Raw genomic sequence first — 15,318 nt, 5'->3', positions numbered from 1 at the left:
TATGAACATGATCGATCCTGCAATGAGAAAGAGCGTTGGGGCTTCCAGTCCGGATATGCTGGAAGCGCGTAATGTCTCCAGAAGCTTTGGTGGGGTGAAGGCCGTCAACAATGTGTCGCTGTCCATTCAGGCTGGCCAAATTCATGGGCTGATCGGCCCCAACGGATCGGGCAAGACCACCATGCTCAATCTTATCAGCGGCTATTACATGATTGATGAGGGTGCCGCGGTACTCGGCGGCGACAATATCAGCCGTCTTGACGTGCGCGCCCGTGCCCGCGCCGGTATTGCGCGAACCTTCCAAAAACCAAGACTTCTGCCGTCCTTGAGCGTGCTCGACAATGTCATGCTTGGCGGTTGGGGAGCCGTTCAATCGGGTTTCGTTGAAACCGCGCTGCATATGCCGCGTCCAAAGCGCGAGGAGCGTCAGATGCGCGAACGCGCCCAGGCGTTGCTCGATGCTTCGGGCCTCGGGCATCTATCAGAACGGCGCTGCGAACATCTCGAACATGCTGAGCGGCGTTTCCTTGAAATCGTTCGCGCACTGATGATCAGGCCAAAGCTGTTGCTTCTCGATGAACCTGCTGGCGGACTGACGGGCCGCGAGATTGAGTATCTTGGTCAGATCATCCAGTCAGTGGCGCAGGCAGGCATCGGTGTACTGCTTGTCGAACATCATACTGATTTTGTCTTCCGCTTGAGCCATCACGTCACCGTCCTGAACCTCGGCGCGGTTCTGGCAGAGGGCGCTCCGGACATGGTGCGTAATGATGCGGAAGTCGTCCGCGTTTATTTGGGGAGTTGAGAGCATGGCAATGACGCAGAACGGCACGCCGTTGCTCGAAATCACAGATCTGAGCGTCGCCTATGGAAAGGCGCCGGTCGTCATCGGCGCATCTCTCAAAGTGCATGCCGGTGAGTTCCATGCCATCCTCGGTCGCAATGGAGCGGGAAAAAGCACCATGCTTCACGCGGTCTCCGGTTTGATTGGCAAACGCAGCGGTCAGGTCCGCTTTGGCGGCGAGGATATCACCAGCGCTAGCCCCGAAAAGATCGTCGAGTTGGGACTGGTTCAAGTATTGGAGGGTCACCGTATTTTCCCTTCACTGACAGTGCAGGACAATCTGGAGGTTGCCGCTTATCCGGGAAAAAAGCGCGGTAAAAAGCCTGATTACGAGCGCATCTATCAGTTTTTCCCTGAATTGGCTGCCAAGAAGAATGATCCAGCGTCCTCGCTTTCCGGCGGACAGCAGCAGATCCTGGCGGTTGGTCAGGGCATTCTTGCCGAGCCGCGCCTGCTTGTTCTGGACGAGCCGTCCGGTGGTTTGGCGCCTATCGTCGTGGATCGAATTCTGGATGTTGCGGCGCAGCTCGCAAAAGAGGGCGCGGCGATCATTCTGGTGGAGCAGTTGGTTGAAAAGGCGCTGCGCCATGCCGATACGGCGTGCGTGATGGATACCGGACGTGTGGTGCATACGGGCAGCGCGGAGGAAATCGCTTCCAGTCCTGTCATTCGGGAAATCTATCTCGGCCACGCATCGTAACCTATCCGACCTGCCAGCTAACAGGCACGTCAACATGGGGCGCAAAACACGCGCCCCGTGAAAGATTTCTCATGTTCAAGGATGAAGCAAGTGTCAAAGACGACAGAACTCGCGCGCTACCACGGCAGGGTGGCTTTGATTACCGGTGGGCTTGGCGCCATGGGATTGGCTATTGGTCGGCGGCTGACCGAAGAGGGCGCAACCGTCTATCTGGCCGATCTGACCGTCGATGATGGCGGTCGAATCGCCGAAGCTTACGTGGGCGTGACTCATCCGAAGGTGCTTGCCCTTGATGTCAGTTCGGCGGAAAGCTGGGAAGAGGTGATCGATGTGATCCTCACCGCAAGCGGTGCTTTACACCTGCTCGTCAACAATGCAGGCGTGATAACGCCAGTGCCTCAGCCCATTACCGATATTCCGCTGGCCGAGTTTCATCGCGTGCTGAAGGTCAATCTGGACGGCGTTCTGCTTGGTACTCAGGCCGCTTTGAAAGTGATGAACCCGGGAGCAGGGGCGGCAATCGTCAATCTCGGTTCACTGGCCGCCTATACCGGGTCTGCGGATAACGGCACTTATGGCGTTTCGAAAGGGGCGGTGCGTTCGCTGACGAAACATGCTGCACTTTCGGCGGCGCGTAATGGGCATGATGTGCGCATCAACGTGGTGCATCCGGGTTATGTCTGGACGCCACTGGTGGCGGCAAAGGCGGCTGGTCAGTTCGGAACTGAAGAGGCTGCGCGCGAAGCTTTTTCGAGAATGAACCCATCGGGCCGCATCGTCGAACCGTGTGACGTCGCAGCCGCGATTGCCTTTCTAGGCTCAAGCGATGCACGTATGATCCACGGAGCGGACCTCGTCATCGATGGTGGTCGCCTGATCCAGTGATAATTCAGGGCGCGGCCTTCAATAGGAGCGTGTATGGCTCTGGTCGCGCCCGATCTACTGTCCTTCAGGAATGATTTTGTCTTTCCTCGAATGCGCATTGACATTCTACCTACTAGTAGGTAAATACTACGTATGAGCAATTTGACGACCACCTCTGAAGACATTCTGAACTGCGCGCGATCTCTGGTCATTGCGGGTGGATATAATGGCTTCAGCTATGCCGATATCGCCACCGTTGTCGGCATCCGTAAGGCCAGTATCCATCACCATTTTCCAAGTAAGGTGGATTTGGTGAAGGCGCTGATTGCCCGCCATCACGAGGATACGGAAGCGGGCTTTGCCAATCTTGAACGCAGCATTTCTGACCGGCTTGAGCAGCTGCGCGCCTACACGCACTATTGGGCTGCCTGTATCAAGGATGCCAGCGCATCTTTTTGCGTCTGTGCTTTGCTTGCCAGTGAGTTGCCGGTCCTTCCTGCCGAGATTGTTCCAGAGGTCCGGGCCTATTTCAAAATGCTCTCGTCATGGCTTACCTCTGTGCTCGAACGGGGCGCGCTAGAGGGTCGGGTTCGCTTGAACGAAGCCCCGCATATCGAGGCTGAAGCATTTATGGCGACGGTTCATGGGGCTATGCTATCGGCAAGAGCATATGGTGATCCGGATATGTTCCCACTGGTGACTGAGCCGTTGTTGAGGCGATTGTCAGCGGAGTGACCTCCGGCGACTGAATGCAGACAGCAGGCCGGTTCTATTCGTATGATGGCAGTTTAAAAACTGTGCGGCATTAATAACTACCTACTAGTAGGTAAAAATGAATGTGATGATCAAAAATCGCTCTCGATCCGCGAAAAGGAGCTTGAAATGTTTGGTATTTCCTCGCTTGGATGGGTTCACACCCTTGGTAGTTTGCCTGCGATCCCTCTGGCTTTTTATATGCTCGCCCGACACGGGCGGATCGTGCCGCGCTCAACGCCGGGGATCCTCTATTTCATTTCAATGCTGGTTGGGGCCAGCACTGTATTTCTCGTCGCAAAACAACCAATCAGCAGTGGCGTTGGTGCGGCGACATTGGTTCTGTTATGCGCGGGATATGTCGTCGGTCACATCGCGATTTTGGGGCGTGCTGGAAAATATCTGGAGACTATTCTTCTAAGCCTGACGGTGTTCCTGCTCATGGTGCCGACTGTCAGCGAGATTCTTCGCCGTGTCCCTGATGGACATCCTCTGGTGACGGACCTCCACTCTCCACTTCTTCTGGGTGCGCAGGCCAGTCTGCTTGTGCTCCTTATTGTCGGCTTGACCGCTCAGATGATTTATCTTTGGAGACGTAACAGGACTAAAACGACTTGATGAGCACCTCATCTCTCCGTTTTGGTCAGGTGAGTGATGAAGAGTTGGAAAAGCTCCGACTGGCTCGATATGGATAGCCGTTTGTAAATATTGTGGCGATGAATCTTTGCGGTCCCCTCTGAAATATTCATATGGCGTGAAATCGAGATATTGCTATGGCCGCGCAGGATCAACTTTGTGATTGATTGCTGCGCGGGCGTGAGCTGCCCATGGAATGCACCAAGAAATGTCTCCTCGATGTCCTCTTTTGTATATTCATGATTGATATAGCTCGCATTGTTGCGGCAATGGGTTGAGATAGAGGCAGCGATAACCGGCTCAATCTGTCTTAAATTATCCAGTTCAGACCTCGTAAAGGGAACGCTTCCGTGGTTGCGCATCAGCGAATAGACAGCTGCCGTTCGATGTCGCAACGGCACGATAATGCCTATCTCCTCCACAAGCGCGCCGGCTTCGGATGAAACGCAGGGATGGATATCCTTTGCGATGACAAACTCCGATGTAAAGAAGCTGTCGGGGGCAAGGTCGCCCATTCTCCAAACGCCAGATGTGTGTTCGTTGATCGACGCCACATAGAACGGATCAAGCAGATAACCGCCCCGCAAATAGGTTTCCAGCGTCTTGCGCGGTACGGAACTGCAATAGCCGTCATGGAGGAAAAGCGGGGTGTTATTGAAGCTGAACAGGAAAATGCAGCTCATGTCGAATTGCACCCGGCCACTGATGGTCTGGTCGAGTCTCTGGCCGAGCCCGTCCGTTCCGATGGACCGGATTATCTCTGACAGTCCGTTGGCATCCAGCGGAAACACGGTTTCTCCTCCCGTATAACTTTCGGCATATCGACGCATCTGCGTATGATTTCTAGACTTCGCATCAAAAGCAAGAGTTCGGCGGATGTATCGAACCGATTGGGGAAAATAGTTGGACTTTGTCCAGAAGGAGGAAACATGGCTGGTCGTTTGTCAGGAAAAGTAGCGCTTATAACAGGTGGCGCTGGAGGCTGCGGTCTCGCAGCATCGGAACTCTTCGCTGCGGAAGGGGCAAAAGTCGGCATCGTGGATTTACCGTCAAGCCCCGGCGCCGATGTTGCCAAAAGGCTCAACGAAGTCGGTCACGAGGCGGTCTTTGCGCCAGCCGATGTCTCGGATGCCGCGCAGGTCGCATCGGCAGTGGAGAAAATTATAGGGGCTTTCGGACACATTACGGTTCTGATGAACCATGCAGGCACACTGGCGGCAGGTCCGTTTCTCGAAACGAGCGAAGAGGAATGGGACCGCCTTATGGCGATCAATGTGAAAAGCATGTTCCTCGTCTCAAAGGCCGTACTGCCATCGATGATCAATGCGGGTGGCGGTAGCATTATCTCTACGTCGTCGATTTCAGGCGTCGTCGGAACGCCCATGGAAGTGCTTTATTGCACGACCAAAGGAGCCTGCCACATGTTCGCACGCGCCCTTGCCGTAGAGTTTCGCGACAGGAATATTCGGAGCAATGCGATCTGCCCCGGCTTCATCGCCACGGCGCACGGACGCAAGGAATTGGCGGTGCTGCAAAGCTTCGGCGTCGATGTTTCGGAAGAGGCAATAAAAACTGCGCAAGGACGGCTCTGCCTGCCATCCGAAGTCGCTTCCGCCGCACTTTTCCTTGCAAGTGACGAGGCAAGCTTCATCAATGGCACGCATCTGTTTGCCGATAATGGTTACACTGCCATCTGACAAAGCCGTGTCGCTTCCAGCGACACGGGACGCCCACAACAGCAATAAGCAAAAAGATGGGAACGAGAATGTCGAAGCAGAGCAATATGAGTGCAGGCGGCCACTGGCGCAATTGGGTCGGCAATCAGTCATGTGTGACATCCGCTATGGGCACTCCTGCCAGCGAGGCGGAACTTTGCGAGATGGTCAATTCCGCAACGTCTCAAGGATTGAATGTCCGATGTGCGGGGTCTGGTCATTCCTTCACGCCAGTTGTCGCGACCAGCGGGCTTATGCTCACTCTTTCAGGCATGAAAGGGGTGAAAAATGTTGACCATAATCGCAAGCGGGTCACCGCGGCGGCGGGTACGACCATCAATGAGCTTGGGCGATATCTCAAGAACAATGGTCTATCGATGGTCAATCAAGGCGATATTGACAGTCAGGCTTTGGCTGGCGCGCTGACAACCGGCACGCATGGCACGGGCGCAAAACTGTCCAATCTGGCATCATCGATTGTCGGTATGAAGATCGTCCAGCCCAACGGTGCCATTCTGACAGTCGACGAAACCACGCCGGATATCTTGCGTGCGAGCCGCGTTTCAATTGGTACACTCGGTGTGATTTCCGAGATTACCTTGCAACTCATGGATTCCTATAACCTCTATGAAAGGCTCTGGCGGGAGGATTTCGATGCATGCATGGACATGCACGACGAACTTGCCTCCAAACATAGGCACTTCAGCTTCTTCTGGTGCCCGACGGAAAAAAGCCGTCATTGCTATTGTCTTCCGGATACGGCTTCGACGTCCCGCTCGGGAAAGACAACCGATGTCTGCGAGATGAAAATCATGGACATTACCGACCAGCCGCCAATGAGCCGTGGGTTTGAGAAAGTCGCATATAGCTCGGAGATTTATCCAATTGAGTATGTGCCAAACTTCCACGAGCTTGAATATGCGGTGCCTGTTGCGCACGGCAAAGAGGCGGTCAAGGCAGTCCGAAAACTGATGCTGGAGAAATATCCAGAGTGCATCTACCCTATCGAGTATCGCTTTACGGCTGGTGATGATGCGTGGATGAGCCCATTCTTTGAACAGGACAGCGTGACGGTGTCGGTCTCAGGCGAGCCCGGAACCGACTATTGGCCCTATCTCAGGGACGTGGATAAAATTTTGCGGGATTTCGGTTCACGTCCGCATTGGGGCAAGCTGCACTTTCTGACGGGTGCCGATGTGACATCGATCTATCCGAAAGCCGATGCGTTTCGCGCCTTGCGTCGCAAGCTTGACCCGCAAGGCTATTTCCTGAATGACCATCTGACGCAGTTGTTCAGATAGGTGAGATCAGCGCTTGCGGCATGTGCACGGTTCGTAGCCTCCTGCAAACAAGCGCCCTGGTTTCATGCCGATCATCGCCGGAACCTCGCTCAATGCTTGCGCACCTAGCGCGCGCGCGATCGAGATCGTGGTTTCGGCGCAGATCGCTGCGTCTTCAGCCGCGTTGTGATGCTTGAAGGTGAGGCCGAGGTGAGAGGCCAGAACATTTAACTTGTGCGATCCGAGGTCCGGCCAGACCTTCTGCGCCATCTTGACCGAACAGAGATACTGAAATTCGGGATAGCTCTGCCGGTACTGATCAAGGCATGCACGCCAGACACTGAAATCGAAGGCGGCATTGTGAGCGATCATCGTCGCGCCCGCAAAATCTTCCGCGAATTCATCCATGACTTCGGGAAACTCTCCGGCATCTTCCACATGTTCGGGGCGAATGCCGTGGATCGCGATATTGAAAGAGGAAAAGCGCATGTCCTTCGGTCGGATAAAGCGCTCTTCAACACGCACGACGCGACCATCTTCAATCCATGCCAATCCAACCGAACAGGCGCTTCCGCGCTGTTCATTGGCCGTTTCAAAATCAACTGCGATGGTTTCCAAGGGATGCTCCGGCTGGCTTTGCCACGCTTCTACCGTCAAGCGCACCATTTGGCAAAACCAAAGCATCACCTGCACCTATTCGAGAGAAATCGGTGCAGGAGAAACGGTACCGGTTATTTCAGTTCGACAACGGCAGATTTTATGTCCGGCTTTTGCGGAATGATGCCGCTCTTAGCGTACCAGTCAGCAATTTTTCCGATCTGACCGACATCTGCTGCCGTAACCGCTGTGGTCGGAACGGCATTATTCGCGCCGATCACTTCACCCAGCTCGGCGGGGATGTTCATTTCCTTTGCCCAGATCGCGCCCGCGTCGGCCTTGTTCGCCACTGCCCAGGCGTTGTCTGTTTTCAGAACCTCGAAAATGGCTTGAAGCTCGTCGGCTTTCTTTTCGGCAAATTCGCGGCTTGAAACGAGAACAACGGCATTGTCCGAGCCGATGGCCGCGCCATCCGCGACCACCTGACCGCCATAGGATTTCTCAGCGATTGCCACGAAGGGGTCCCATGTTGCCCAGGCGTCGACATGTCCCTGTACAAAGCTTGGACCACTGTCACTTGGGCTAAGATAGACGCGCTCGACGCTTTTGGGATCAACGCCGTTTGTCTCCAGCCCCTGCATCAGGAGATACTCGCCCGTGCCACCTCGGTTGACGGCAACCTTCTTACCGGCCAGATCCTTGATCGACGTGATGCCTGCATCCTTTTTGGCTACGATCCCTTCAGAACCGGGCGACATTTTCTGATAGCCGAAGATCGTCAGTGGAATATTTGCAGCCAGCGCTGCAATGGCCGATGTGGAACTGCCAGCGGTGATATCGATGCTGCCCGCGTTCAGTGCTTCAAAAGCGGGAGCGGCAGCGGGAAATGGACCGGCCCATTCTACTTTGATGCCTTTTTCCGCGAGCGCCTTTTCCAATGTACCGCGCGATTTTGCCAGCGTGATATCATTGGGGCCGCGAAGCCATCCGATACGCACAACCTGATCGGCGGCGAAGGCGGCTGTACTCACCAGTGTCATCGCCGCACCGGTAAGGGCGGCCAGAATTTGAAGTCTTTTCATTAATTATCTCCGCTTTTCAAGGGTGCAGAACAGGATGCCGGACGCCAAGCGCTTCCAGCAATTCGGTTTCGATGGCAGCAGCGCGTCTGTCTGTTCTCTGCCTCGGATGATCGATATCGACACGCAGGTCGTGACTGAAACGCCCCTGATCCAGAACAAGAATTCGGTCGGCGAGAGCGACTGCCTCCCAGACATCATGCGTCACCAGCAGGGTTGCTGGCCTGTGCTTGCGCCAGAGATTGAACACCAGATCGTGCATGCGAAGACGCGTCAACGCATCGAGGGCTGCAAATGGCTCGTCGAGCAGAAGCAGCTCAGGCTCGCGAACCAGCGCTCGCGCCAAAGCGGCGCGCTGGGCTTCACCGCCAGATAGCGTCAACGGCCAGGCATCGACCCGGTGCGACAGGCCGACATCGGCAATTGCTTGCACCGCTTTGCCGTTGCTGCGCGCGTTGGGCACACCGAGTGCAACATTGTCGATGACGCTCTTCCATGGCATCAGTCGTGGTTCCTGAAAGACGACGGCACGGCGTTGCGGAATTTCCAGTGTAGTGGCCGGAGCTTGGTCGAGCCCGGCAAGCACACGCAGAAGCGTGGATTTTCCAGAGCCGCTTCTGCCAAGCAGAGCCACGAATTCTCCCGGTGCTATGCTCAGATCGATATGGTCAAGAATTGCCGGCCCACCGAAGGACCGCGACAGGCCGCGAATTTTAACGATGTCGCTCATGATACCACCGCCGGACGCCAACGCAGGGCATAGGCTTCGATTGCACGCACCAGCCCATCCGTCAGCAACCCCATGAGTGCATAGACCAGAAGGCAAACCACGATGACGTCGGTTTGCAGAAAGTCACGCGCATAGGTGATGATGTAACCAATACCACTGGACGCATTGATCTGTTCCGCCACCACAAGGCTAAGCCAGGCAATGCTCAGTCCGTAGCGGACGCCTACAAGCAGGGAGGGCAGAGCGCCGGGGATCACGACATGTCGAATGATTTCAAGCGTGCTGAGGCCAAGAGTGCGCCCAGCCTCGATCAATTTGCGGTCGACGCTGCGAATGCCGCCATGAAGTGTCAGATAGATCGGGAAAACGGAACCAAAGGCAACCATGCCGATCTTGGGTGCTTCACCAATGCCGTACCACAGGATGAAGAGCGGCAGGAGGCCCAGAAAAGGCATCGCCTTCAGCATTTGTACCGGCGGGTCGATAATCGTTTCGCCAAGCCGGGAAAGCCCGGCGAAAAGCGCCAGAGCGACGCCTATGGCGAGCGCGATGGAGAAGCCCGCAATGACACGCAGGAACGAGACGGCCAAGCCCGTCGCCAGTTCTCCGGATGTCAACAGTCGCAGGCCGGTTGCTGCAATGTCGATTGGTGAGGCCAGTGTGCGGGCCGACAGAAGCCCGGTGACGCTCGCCAATTGCCACAAGATCAGAATGACGATGGGCGACACGAGCCTTAGCATCCATTGCGGGAAGTGCGGGCCTGATTTGGCACTCTTGGCTGGAGGAGAGCCGACGCCAGCCGCTTTCTCCAAAGTGCTTGTATCAGCCATTGGCGGCCTTTCCGGTCAGGTCCCGGTCGAACAGCGTCGACCATGTAAACTGCTTGCGTTCAGAGACAGGGCGTTCAACGGGAAGACGCGGCAAAACCATCTCGCCGAAGCGATATGCTTCCTCAAGCAGAGGCATGCCGGAGAGGATGAACGTGTCGACGCCAACAGCCTGATAGGCTTCGAGCGTGCGAATGACTGTGTCTGGTGATCCGACGATTGCAGTGCCCGGACCGGGGCGCACCAACCCAATGCCCGCCCAGAGATTGGGCGAGATTTCAAGGTCACGCAAATTGTCGGGTTTCACGCCACCATGCATTGCAGTCATACGCTGCTGGCCGATAGAATCTGTGTTGGAGACGAAACGTTTGTTGCCAGCCATGGCCGCATCGTCCATCTGGTCGTAAAGGTCGGCAGCTGCTTCCCACGCTTTCGCGTCGGTCGAGCGCACAATCACATAAAGCCGGATACCGTATTTCAGCTCGCGTCCATGGGCTGCGGCGCGTGCTTTGACCTGCTTGACCTTTTCCCCCATCTGCTCGGGTGTTTCGCCCCAGGAAAGATAAGTGTCGACGTGCTTGGCCGCGACCTCTATGGCGCTATCCGACGAGCCGCCGAACCAGAGCGGAGGTGGGGCAATGGACGAACCAGCCGGAAGCGCCAGTTTTGCGCCTTCGGTCTGGAAATATTTGCCCTTATGGGTGACGCTTTCACCCGCCATGAGGCGATGCCATAAGCTCAGATATTCGTCGGCCATCAGATAGCGTTCATCATGCGGCAGCATCATCCCGTAAGCGCCAAGCATTTTGGCGTCGCCCGAGACGACATTCAACATCAGCCTGCCGTTGGAGAACTCCTGAAATGTCGCCGCCATTTTGGCAAGCAGCGTTGGTGCTATCAGACCCGGATGGAAGGCAAGCAGAAACTTCATGCGTTCAGTATAGGGCAACAGCGCACCAGCCAGCGGCCAGACGTCATGAGCGCCGGTGGCAAAAAGCGCGCCCGTATAGCCAAGATGATCGTAGGCCTGGGCAAGCTGCTTGTAATAGCCGTAGTCGACGACGCGCGAGCCTTCGGGTTTCCAGGGATAAGCGCCATCTGGAGCGCACATATACCAAAGGACGTTCATGCTTTTTCTGCCTCGTTATGCTCTGCAATAATTTCGATCTTGCGGCCGATCGCAGCATGGCGCAGCAATATGTCTGCTTCCGCCTGCTGTTCGCGCAAAAGAGTGTCGTCAGCGGGCAGTATGTGCCAGTTGCGTTCCTGGATAACCCGCGTCCAGGCGCGGCGTTCGTGGTCGTCGGCGTCCTTGGCAAGAAGAGCTGCAGCCTTTTCGGGATGTGCAATGATCTCTTGGCCGACCCTCGCGAGTTCCACCGCAAATGCATCGATAACATCGTCCGGGAGATTGCGTTGTCCAATTGTCCAGAAGACCGAGCGGTTGGGAATGGTGGTGCCGCAATGCAGCAGGACATGAAATTCGCCGCTGGCGAGCGCCTGTTCGAGATGTGGGGCCATGGCAATCCATGCCGCGACCTTGCCTGTGCGCAGAAGTTCACGCGAGGGGCTTGCCAGAAGATCGTGACGCTTCACGTCATTGAGGCGAAGGCCCACCTGTTCCAGACTTTTAGCGAGAAAGTAGGTGTGAAACGAGCCGTCGACGAGTGCAACATCGCGCCCCTTCAGGTCAGCCACGGTCTGAATGTCGGTATCCTTGGCAACCAGTATCGCGCCATTGGCAGGTCGAGGAGCCGACGCTGCGGCGTAGATAACTTTGAGCCCGGCTTCAGCAGCAAGAATAGGTGGCGTAGACCCTGTGCCGCCGATATCGATGTCTCCGGCAACAAGCTTCTTGGCGGTATCACGACCTTCAGGAAAAAGCACGAATTCCGGTTTTAGATCGGCAAAGGCACCCGGCCAGCGGGACGCAAGCGTCAGATGCAGATTGTTGGGATGAAAGCCGATCTTGAATGCCATGAAAACGCGATCCGGTTGTAAAATTGTTATATAAATTTATATAATGGGATTCAGGCAGGCACCGAAGGAAGGCTTGATTAAACCTTCGGCAAAACGTGGAAAACCATTCCTTGTTTGCTCGATTATTGAGATTGGACAACGGGGCGCGACGATAATGAACGAGAAAGCCACGCCAAATGGGCACACGCCCAAGATAAAATGCCGGGCCATTGGCGCAGCGTCTGATTTCTTGAAAGCCATATCCAATCCGGTGCGGCTTTCAATCCTGTGCGTTTTGCTGGAAGGCGAACGCACAGTAAGCGAATTGGAAGAAATGCTGGATGTTCACCAGCCGACGCTGTCACAGCAGCTCGGTGCGTTGCGCGAGACCGGTATCATCGAAGGCAGACGCGAAGCCCGCGCTGTTGTCTATCGCGCGGCCGATCCACGCGCGGGCCAGCTTATCGGCCATTTACGCCTGCTGTTTGCCGACCCCGGCGCATCGGCAATATGGAAGGGCGCACAGCTTGGTGCGCCCGCTCCGACGGAAATGATGGATGGTTGAACAGGTTCGCTGAAGCAGTTTACCAGTTCACGCGCATGCCGAGCTTTCCATTCCAGGCATAGTTATCAGCATCGAAAGTGGTGCTGTAACTGACATTGCCGTAAAGCGACATATTCTTGGTAATTTGCCTTGTGGCACCGCCTCCGATTTCGATCCATGTCTCTTCGAGATCGGACTTGAACGGAACAAAGCCGGTTGCGGAGGAAATGTCGACCTGAGCCTTTGCGGTAAACTCGTGCCAGAGGTTGACGCGGCCCCAGATTGTGGCAAGACGTGCTGGTTCGGTTGAGGTTGCTTCTTCAACGGCCCATGTGCGCGATATGCGTGCACCGATACGCCCGGCCAGGGAGTTCAAATCGTCGTACCGAATATCGGCGGCCCCATCGTTGAAGTCATCGAAATTGATGGTTTGCCAGACGAGTTGCGCTTGCGGTTCAATTTGCCATTGGTTCCCGAGGTCAAAAGGATAGCCACCCTCAAGCGAGGCCGCAAAACCGAAGCCTTTGACATCTTGATCTGGAAAGCCAAATTCTGTTGCCCGGTTCGAGCTGGTTGTCATGTTGTACCAGGTGCCCTGCAGGACACCATCGAGATACCAGCCATTATCTCCAAGACGCGTCCAGTAACCACCAACCGAATATGCGTCGAAATCATTGCGCCCTGCATCACGGGTTTCGATCAAACGGTTCTGGGTCACATCCATTCGACCATGACCATAAGCGAGATACATTCCGGCATGGTCGGTGACGCCGTCGGCTTCGTGTCGATAGAAATCGAGCCCCGCCTGTATTGCGCCGAACCGGTAGTCATATTCGGGAGCGCCATCATAAATGCCGTTGGTGTCGCCGTTCCGGTGTCCCGAATGACCCAATCCCCGGACCCAGTAACCATTGAATTTCGGATCAGCGCCAATATCAGTGCGGCCTTTAAGCTGTTCCTCTTCGCCGACACGCTCATGGTAAGAGCCAATCAACTGCCTGCCGTAAATCGCTCCCATCGAAGGTATTGCGGCATAGAGTGACACTTCAGGACGGTAGTCCGGCGTTGGGTCAGGGATTGGTGGCACCGGCGGGATTGGAGGATCCGGCGGGGTAGGCGGTACTGGCGTTAGTTCTGACCGGAGATACCAGTTCTCTGCACTGGAAGCGTCAACACTGCTTCTATAGAGCGAATATTCGTAAGGGCCCGCAACCACAGGCGTGACGAGATGGAACGCTCCGGCGCTGGTCGTTCCATCATTGACCGTATCGACGACGAGAATGCCGTTTCCCATGGTGAGAGCACCTTGCCCACCCGCATTTGCAATCAGCAACCGGCTGGAACCTGATGCGGTGCCGCCATCAATAATCAGGCGGTCGGATGGCGAACCGTCCGTATCGAGATACGTATTGAGGCCGATCTGGCCTGCATTGCCGGTATAATTGCCGACAGTCAGCGTCTTATATGTGCCGCCGTCCGGCGCGCTGAACTGAATCAGGCTGTTGGAGTTGGTCAGGTTGGTGAGGATCGAATTGCCAGTGAGGTTCCATTTCGATTGATCGGAAAGCGTAACGTTCGATATGCTCCCTACTTCTGTCTGGGCTGCGCCTGTCAGCTCGGAATCTGATGCATTCAAATCGAGACGGCCACCGCTGACGACCTCAAGCACATCGGCATTACCGGTAACCGATGAGGACGTCAGATCGACGTCGAGAAATGCCGTACTGCCGAATACACGAATGGCTGCCGACTGGGCTGACACTATTTCCGCGCCTGAAATCTGCGCGGTGTTGTTGCCTGCCGCGCCATAGAGCGCACGTGCACCAGTCCCGATCGTTGAAATCGAACCGCCTGTCATAGTCAGGCTGCTATTGCCACTCAGATAAATACCGGAAGCGGATGTTCCGGTTGTGCTGACGGAAGTGTCGATAAGGGTCACCGTTGCGGCAGTACCGGTTTGAATGCCAGTCGCACTGCTTTCGATAGATGAACTGGTCAGCGAGAGAGCACCTTCCAACACCACGGCGCCGCGCTCAGCACTGGACGTAACGGTCAGTCCTGTGCCGGTAATGCTGGACCCTGCCGCCTGAATCCAAAGCGCCAGCCCGGTATCCGTTTCAACCAGACTGTTGTTGATCTCAACCTGACCGCCCGTAAAGGCTGCGATACCTGTTGCGTTTCGGGTGGTCACGGTGCTGTTGCGCATTTCGATACGGCCCGTGGTGCCGGCAATAAGGCCGTAGCCGACGCTATCAACTTGAACGTCTGTACCTTCGGCCGTTACGAGGCTGCCACCAGAAGAGACAATACCGTCGGCGCCGCTACCGGTGGTATGGATTGTTGTGCCATTGAAGAGATTGATCTGGGATCCTCGTATCGACTGTGCGCCGATAGCATTGCCGCCGCCGGTCGTAATCGTGAGGGGTGAAAAGCTCTGAATAATGCCACCGTCGCGGGCCAGTAGCGCTATGCCAGCGGTGCCTCCAGTCGTGCCTGTATCGATAACACCCGAAGCGGTAACGGTCACACCGTCGGCCACAACCTGCTGAGCCATCGCTAATCGCGTTGAAAACGACAGCGTGCACAAGAAAGTCGCAGAAGACAGCAGACTGACCAGCAGCCGACTGACAGACTTTTCCGGCATTGCAGATGACAGATTGAACATTCGCACCTCTCCGTCCCCACCCATCGGAGATTAGCGCATGATTCTTTACGTGGAAAAAGCTTGTTACAGTAAAATACGCCCGTTCTGACGCACCTAAAATGGATAATTGTCCGGATGAGGGTAAT

General features: G+C 55.6%; 16 protein-coding genes. 8 read left to right on the top strand and 8 right to left on the bottom strand.

The window, feature by feature from the left end:
* The first annotated feature begins 1 nt into the window (after position 1).
* The 5 genes from QBD01_RS17105 to QBD01_RS17085 all read left to right on the top strand — a co-directional run bounded on the left by QBD01_RS17105 (position 2) and on the right by QBD01_RS17085 (position 3,779).
* Complete coding sequence (locus QBD01_RS17105; RefSeq protein ID WP_280993813.1) at positions 2-805, top strand: ABC transporter ATP-binding protein; 804 nt, start codon at positions 2-4, stop codon at positions 803-805.
* Between the two features lie 4 nt (positions 806-809).
* Positions 810-1,544 (top strand): ABC transporter ATP-binding protein, encoded by a 735-nt coding sequence (locus QBD01_RS17100; protein WP_280993812.1) that lies wholly within the window; start codon positions 810-812, stop codon positions 1,542-1,544.
* A gap of 90 nt (positions 1,545-1,634) precedes the next feature.
* Complete coding sequence (locus QBD01_RS17095; RefSeq protein ID WP_210277301.1) at positions 1,635-2,429, top strand: SDR family oxidoreductase; 795 nt, start codon at positions 1,635-1,637, stop codon at positions 2,427-2,429.
* Between the two features lie 132 nt (positions 2,430-2,561).
* On the top strand, positions 2,562-3,143 hold the full coding sequence (locus QBD01_RS17090) for a TetR/AcrR family transcriptional regulator (RefSeq protein ID WP_182521562.1): 582 nt from the start codon (positions 2,562-2,564) through the stop codon (positions 3,141-3,143).
* A gap of 147 nt (positions 3,144-3,290) precedes the next feature.
* The gene (locus tag QBD01_RS17085) at positions 3,291-3,779 is read left to right on the top strand and encodes a hypothetical protein (RefSeq protein WP_182521561.1); all 489 of its coding nucleotides are present in this window, start codon (positions 3,291-3,293) and stop codon (positions 3,777-3,779) included.
* An 8-nt stretch (positions 3,780-3,787) separates the two neighbouring features.
* Here QBD01_RS17085 and QBD01_RS17080 read toward each other — a convergent pair whose 3' ends face one another.
* Entirely contained in the window at positions 3,788-4,588 is an 801-nt protein-coding gene (locus tag QBD01_RS17080) for a helix-turn-helix transcriptional regulator (protein ID WP_280993811.1), read from the bottom strand.
* A gap of 138 nt (positions 4,589-4,726) precedes the next feature.
* On the opposite strand from QBD01_RS17080, the gene QBD01_RS17075 reads away from it, so the two are divergent.
* The gene (locus tag QBD01_RS17075) at positions 4,727-5,494 is read left to right on the top strand and encodes an SDR family oxidoreductase (protein WP_280993810.1); all 768 of its coding nucleotides are present in this window, start codon (positions 4,727-4,729) and stop codon (positions 5,492-5,494) included.
* Between the two features lie 68 nt (positions 5,495-5,562).
* Positions 5,563-6,813 (top strand): D-arabinono-1,4-lactone oxidase, encoded by a 1,251-nt coding sequence (locus QBD01_RS17070; protein ID WP_280993809.1) that lies wholly within the window; start codon positions 5,563-5,565, stop codon positions 6,811-6,813.
* A 6-nt stretch (positions 6,814-6,819) separates the two neighbouring features.
* Here the strand turns inward: QBD01_RS17070 and QBD01_RS17065 are convergent, their stop codons facing one another.
* The 6 genes from QBD01_RS17065 to QBD01_RS17040 form a co-directional block, all read right to left on the bottom strand.
* Positions 6,820-7,410, bottom strand: coding sequence for a 3'-5' exonuclease (locus QBD01_RS17065; protein ID WP_280993808.1), 591 nt, complete (start codon positions 7,408-7,410; stop codon positions 6,820-6,822).
* Positions 7,411-7,523: 113 nt separating this feature from the next.
* Positions 7,524-8,471: an aliphatic sulfonate ABC transporter substrate-binding protein gene (locus QBD01_RS17060; RefSeq protein WP_280993807.1), complete on the bottom strand. Its 948-nt coding sequence runs from the start codon at positions 8,469-8,471 to the stop codon at positions 7,524-7,526.
* A gap of 16 nt (positions 8,472-8,487) precedes the next feature.
* Positions 8,488-9,198 (bottom strand): ABC transporter ATP-binding protein, encoded by a 711-nt coding sequence (locus QBD01_RS17055; protein ID WP_280993806.1) that lies wholly within the window; start codon positions 9,196-9,198, stop codon positions 8,488-8,490.
* Positions 9,195-10,028, bottom strand: coding sequence for an ABC transporter permease subunit (locus QBD01_RS17050; RefSeq protein ID WP_280993805.1), 834 nt, complete (start codon positions 10,026-10,028; stop codon positions 9,195-9,197). Before QBD01_RS17050 ends, QBD01_RS17055 begins: the two co-directional genes overlap by 4 nt.
* Positions 10,021-11,154: an LLM class flavin-dependent oxidoreductase gene (locus QBD01_RS17045; RefSeq protein WP_280993804.1), complete on the bottom strand. Its 1,134-nt coding sequence runs from the start codon at positions 11,152-11,154 to the stop codon at positions 10,021-10,023. The genes QBD01_RS17050 and QBD01_RS17045 overlap by 8 nt, the downstream gene beginning before the upstream one ends.
* Positions 11,151-12,005 (bottom strand): ABC transporter substrate-binding protein, encoded by an 855-nt coding sequence (locus tag QBD01_RS17040; RefSeq protein ID WP_280993803.1) that lies wholly within the window; start codon positions 12,003-12,005, stop codon positions 11,151-11,153. The genes QBD01_RS17045 and QBD01_RS17040 overlap by 4 nt, the downstream gene beginning before the upstream one ends.
* Positions 12,006-12,159: 154 nt before the next feature.
* Here QBD01_RS17040 and QBD01_RS17035 point away from each other — a divergent pair, with 154 nt between their 5' ends.
* Positions 12,160-12,549, top strand: a complete 390-nt coding sequence (locus tag QBD01_RS17035) for a metalloregulator ArsR/SmtB family transcription factor (RefSeq protein ID WP_280993802.1) — start codon at positions 12,160-12,162, stop codon at positions 12,547-12,549.
* A gap of 19 nt (positions 12,550-12,568) precedes the next feature.
* Here QBD01_RS17035 and QBD01_RS17030 read toward each other — a convergent pair whose 3' ends face one another.
* Positions 12,569-15,193 (bottom strand): autotransporter outer membrane beta-barrel domain-containing protein, encoded by a 2,625-nt coding sequence (locus tag QBD01_RS17030; protein WP_280993801.1) that lies wholly within the window; start codon positions 15,191-15,193, stop codon positions 12,569-12,571.
* Between the last annotated feature and the right edge of the window lie 125 nt (positions 15,194-15,318).

Origin of the sequence: Ochrobactrum sp. 19YEA23 (assembly GCF_029909865.1) — a bacterium.
GTDB classification, from domain to species: domain Bacteria; phylum Pseudomonadota; class Alphaproteobacteria; order Rhizobiales; family Rhizobiaceae; genus Brucella; species Brucella gambitense.
This window is presented reverse-complemented; position numbering and strand designations above follow the sequence as displayed.

Excerpts from the sequence above, each read along its gene's own strand:
- QBD01_RS17105 (WP_280993813.1), top strand. The coding sequence starts at position 2 with ATGAACATGATCGATCCTGCAATGAGAAAGAGCGTTGGGGCTTCCAGT.
- QBD01_RS17100 (WP_280993812.1), top strand. The coding sequence starts at position 810 with ATGGCAATGACGCAGAACGGCACGCCGTTGCTCGAAATCACAGATCTG.
- QBD01_RS17090 (WP_182521562.1), top strand. The coding sequence starts at position 2,562 with ATGAGCAATTTGACGACCACCTCTGAAGACATTCTGAACTGCGCGCGA.
- QBD01_RS17085 (WP_182521561.1), top strand. The coding sequence starts at position 3,291 with ATGTTTGGTATTTCCTCGCTTGGATGGGTTCACACCCTTGGTAGTTTG.
- QBD01_RS17075 (WP_280993810.1), top strand. The coding sequence starts at position 4,727 with ATGGCTGGTCGTTTGTCAGGAAAAGTAGCGCTTATAACAGGTGGCGCT.
- QBD01_RS17070 (WP_280993809.1), top strand. The coding sequence starts at position 5,563 with ATGTCGAAGCAGAGCAATATGAGTGCAGGCGGCCACTGGCGCAATTGG.
- QBD01_RS17060 (WP_280993807.1), bottom strand. The coding sequence starts at position 8,471 with ATGAAAAGACTTCAAATTCTGGCCGCCCTTACCGGTGCGGCGATGACA.
- QBD01_RS17055 (WP_280993806.1), bottom strand. The coding sequence starts at position 9,198 with ATGAGCGACATCGTTAAAATTCGCGGCCTGTCGCGGTCCTTCGGTGGG.
- QBD01_RS17050 (WP_280993805.1), bottom strand. The coding sequence starts at position 10,028 with ATGGCTGATACAAGCACTTTGGAGAAAGCGGCTGGCGTCGGCTCTCCT.
- QBD01_RS17045 (WP_280993804.1), bottom strand. The coding sequence starts at position 11,154 with ATGAACGTCCTTTGGTATATGTGCGCTCCAGATGGCGCTTATCCCTGG.
- QBD01_RS17040 (WP_280993803.1), bottom strand. The coding sequence starts at position 12,005 with ATGGCATTCAAGATCGGCTTTCATCCCAACAATCTGCATCTGACGCTT.
- QBD01_RS17035 (WP_280993802.1), top strand. The coding sequence starts at position 12,160 with ATGAACGAGAAAGCCACGCCAAATGGGCACACGCCCAAGATAAAATGC.
- QBD01_RS17030 (WP_280993801.1), bottom strand. The coding sequence starts at position 15,193 with ATGTTCAATCTGTCATCTGCAATGCCGGAAAAGTCTGTCAGTCGGCTG.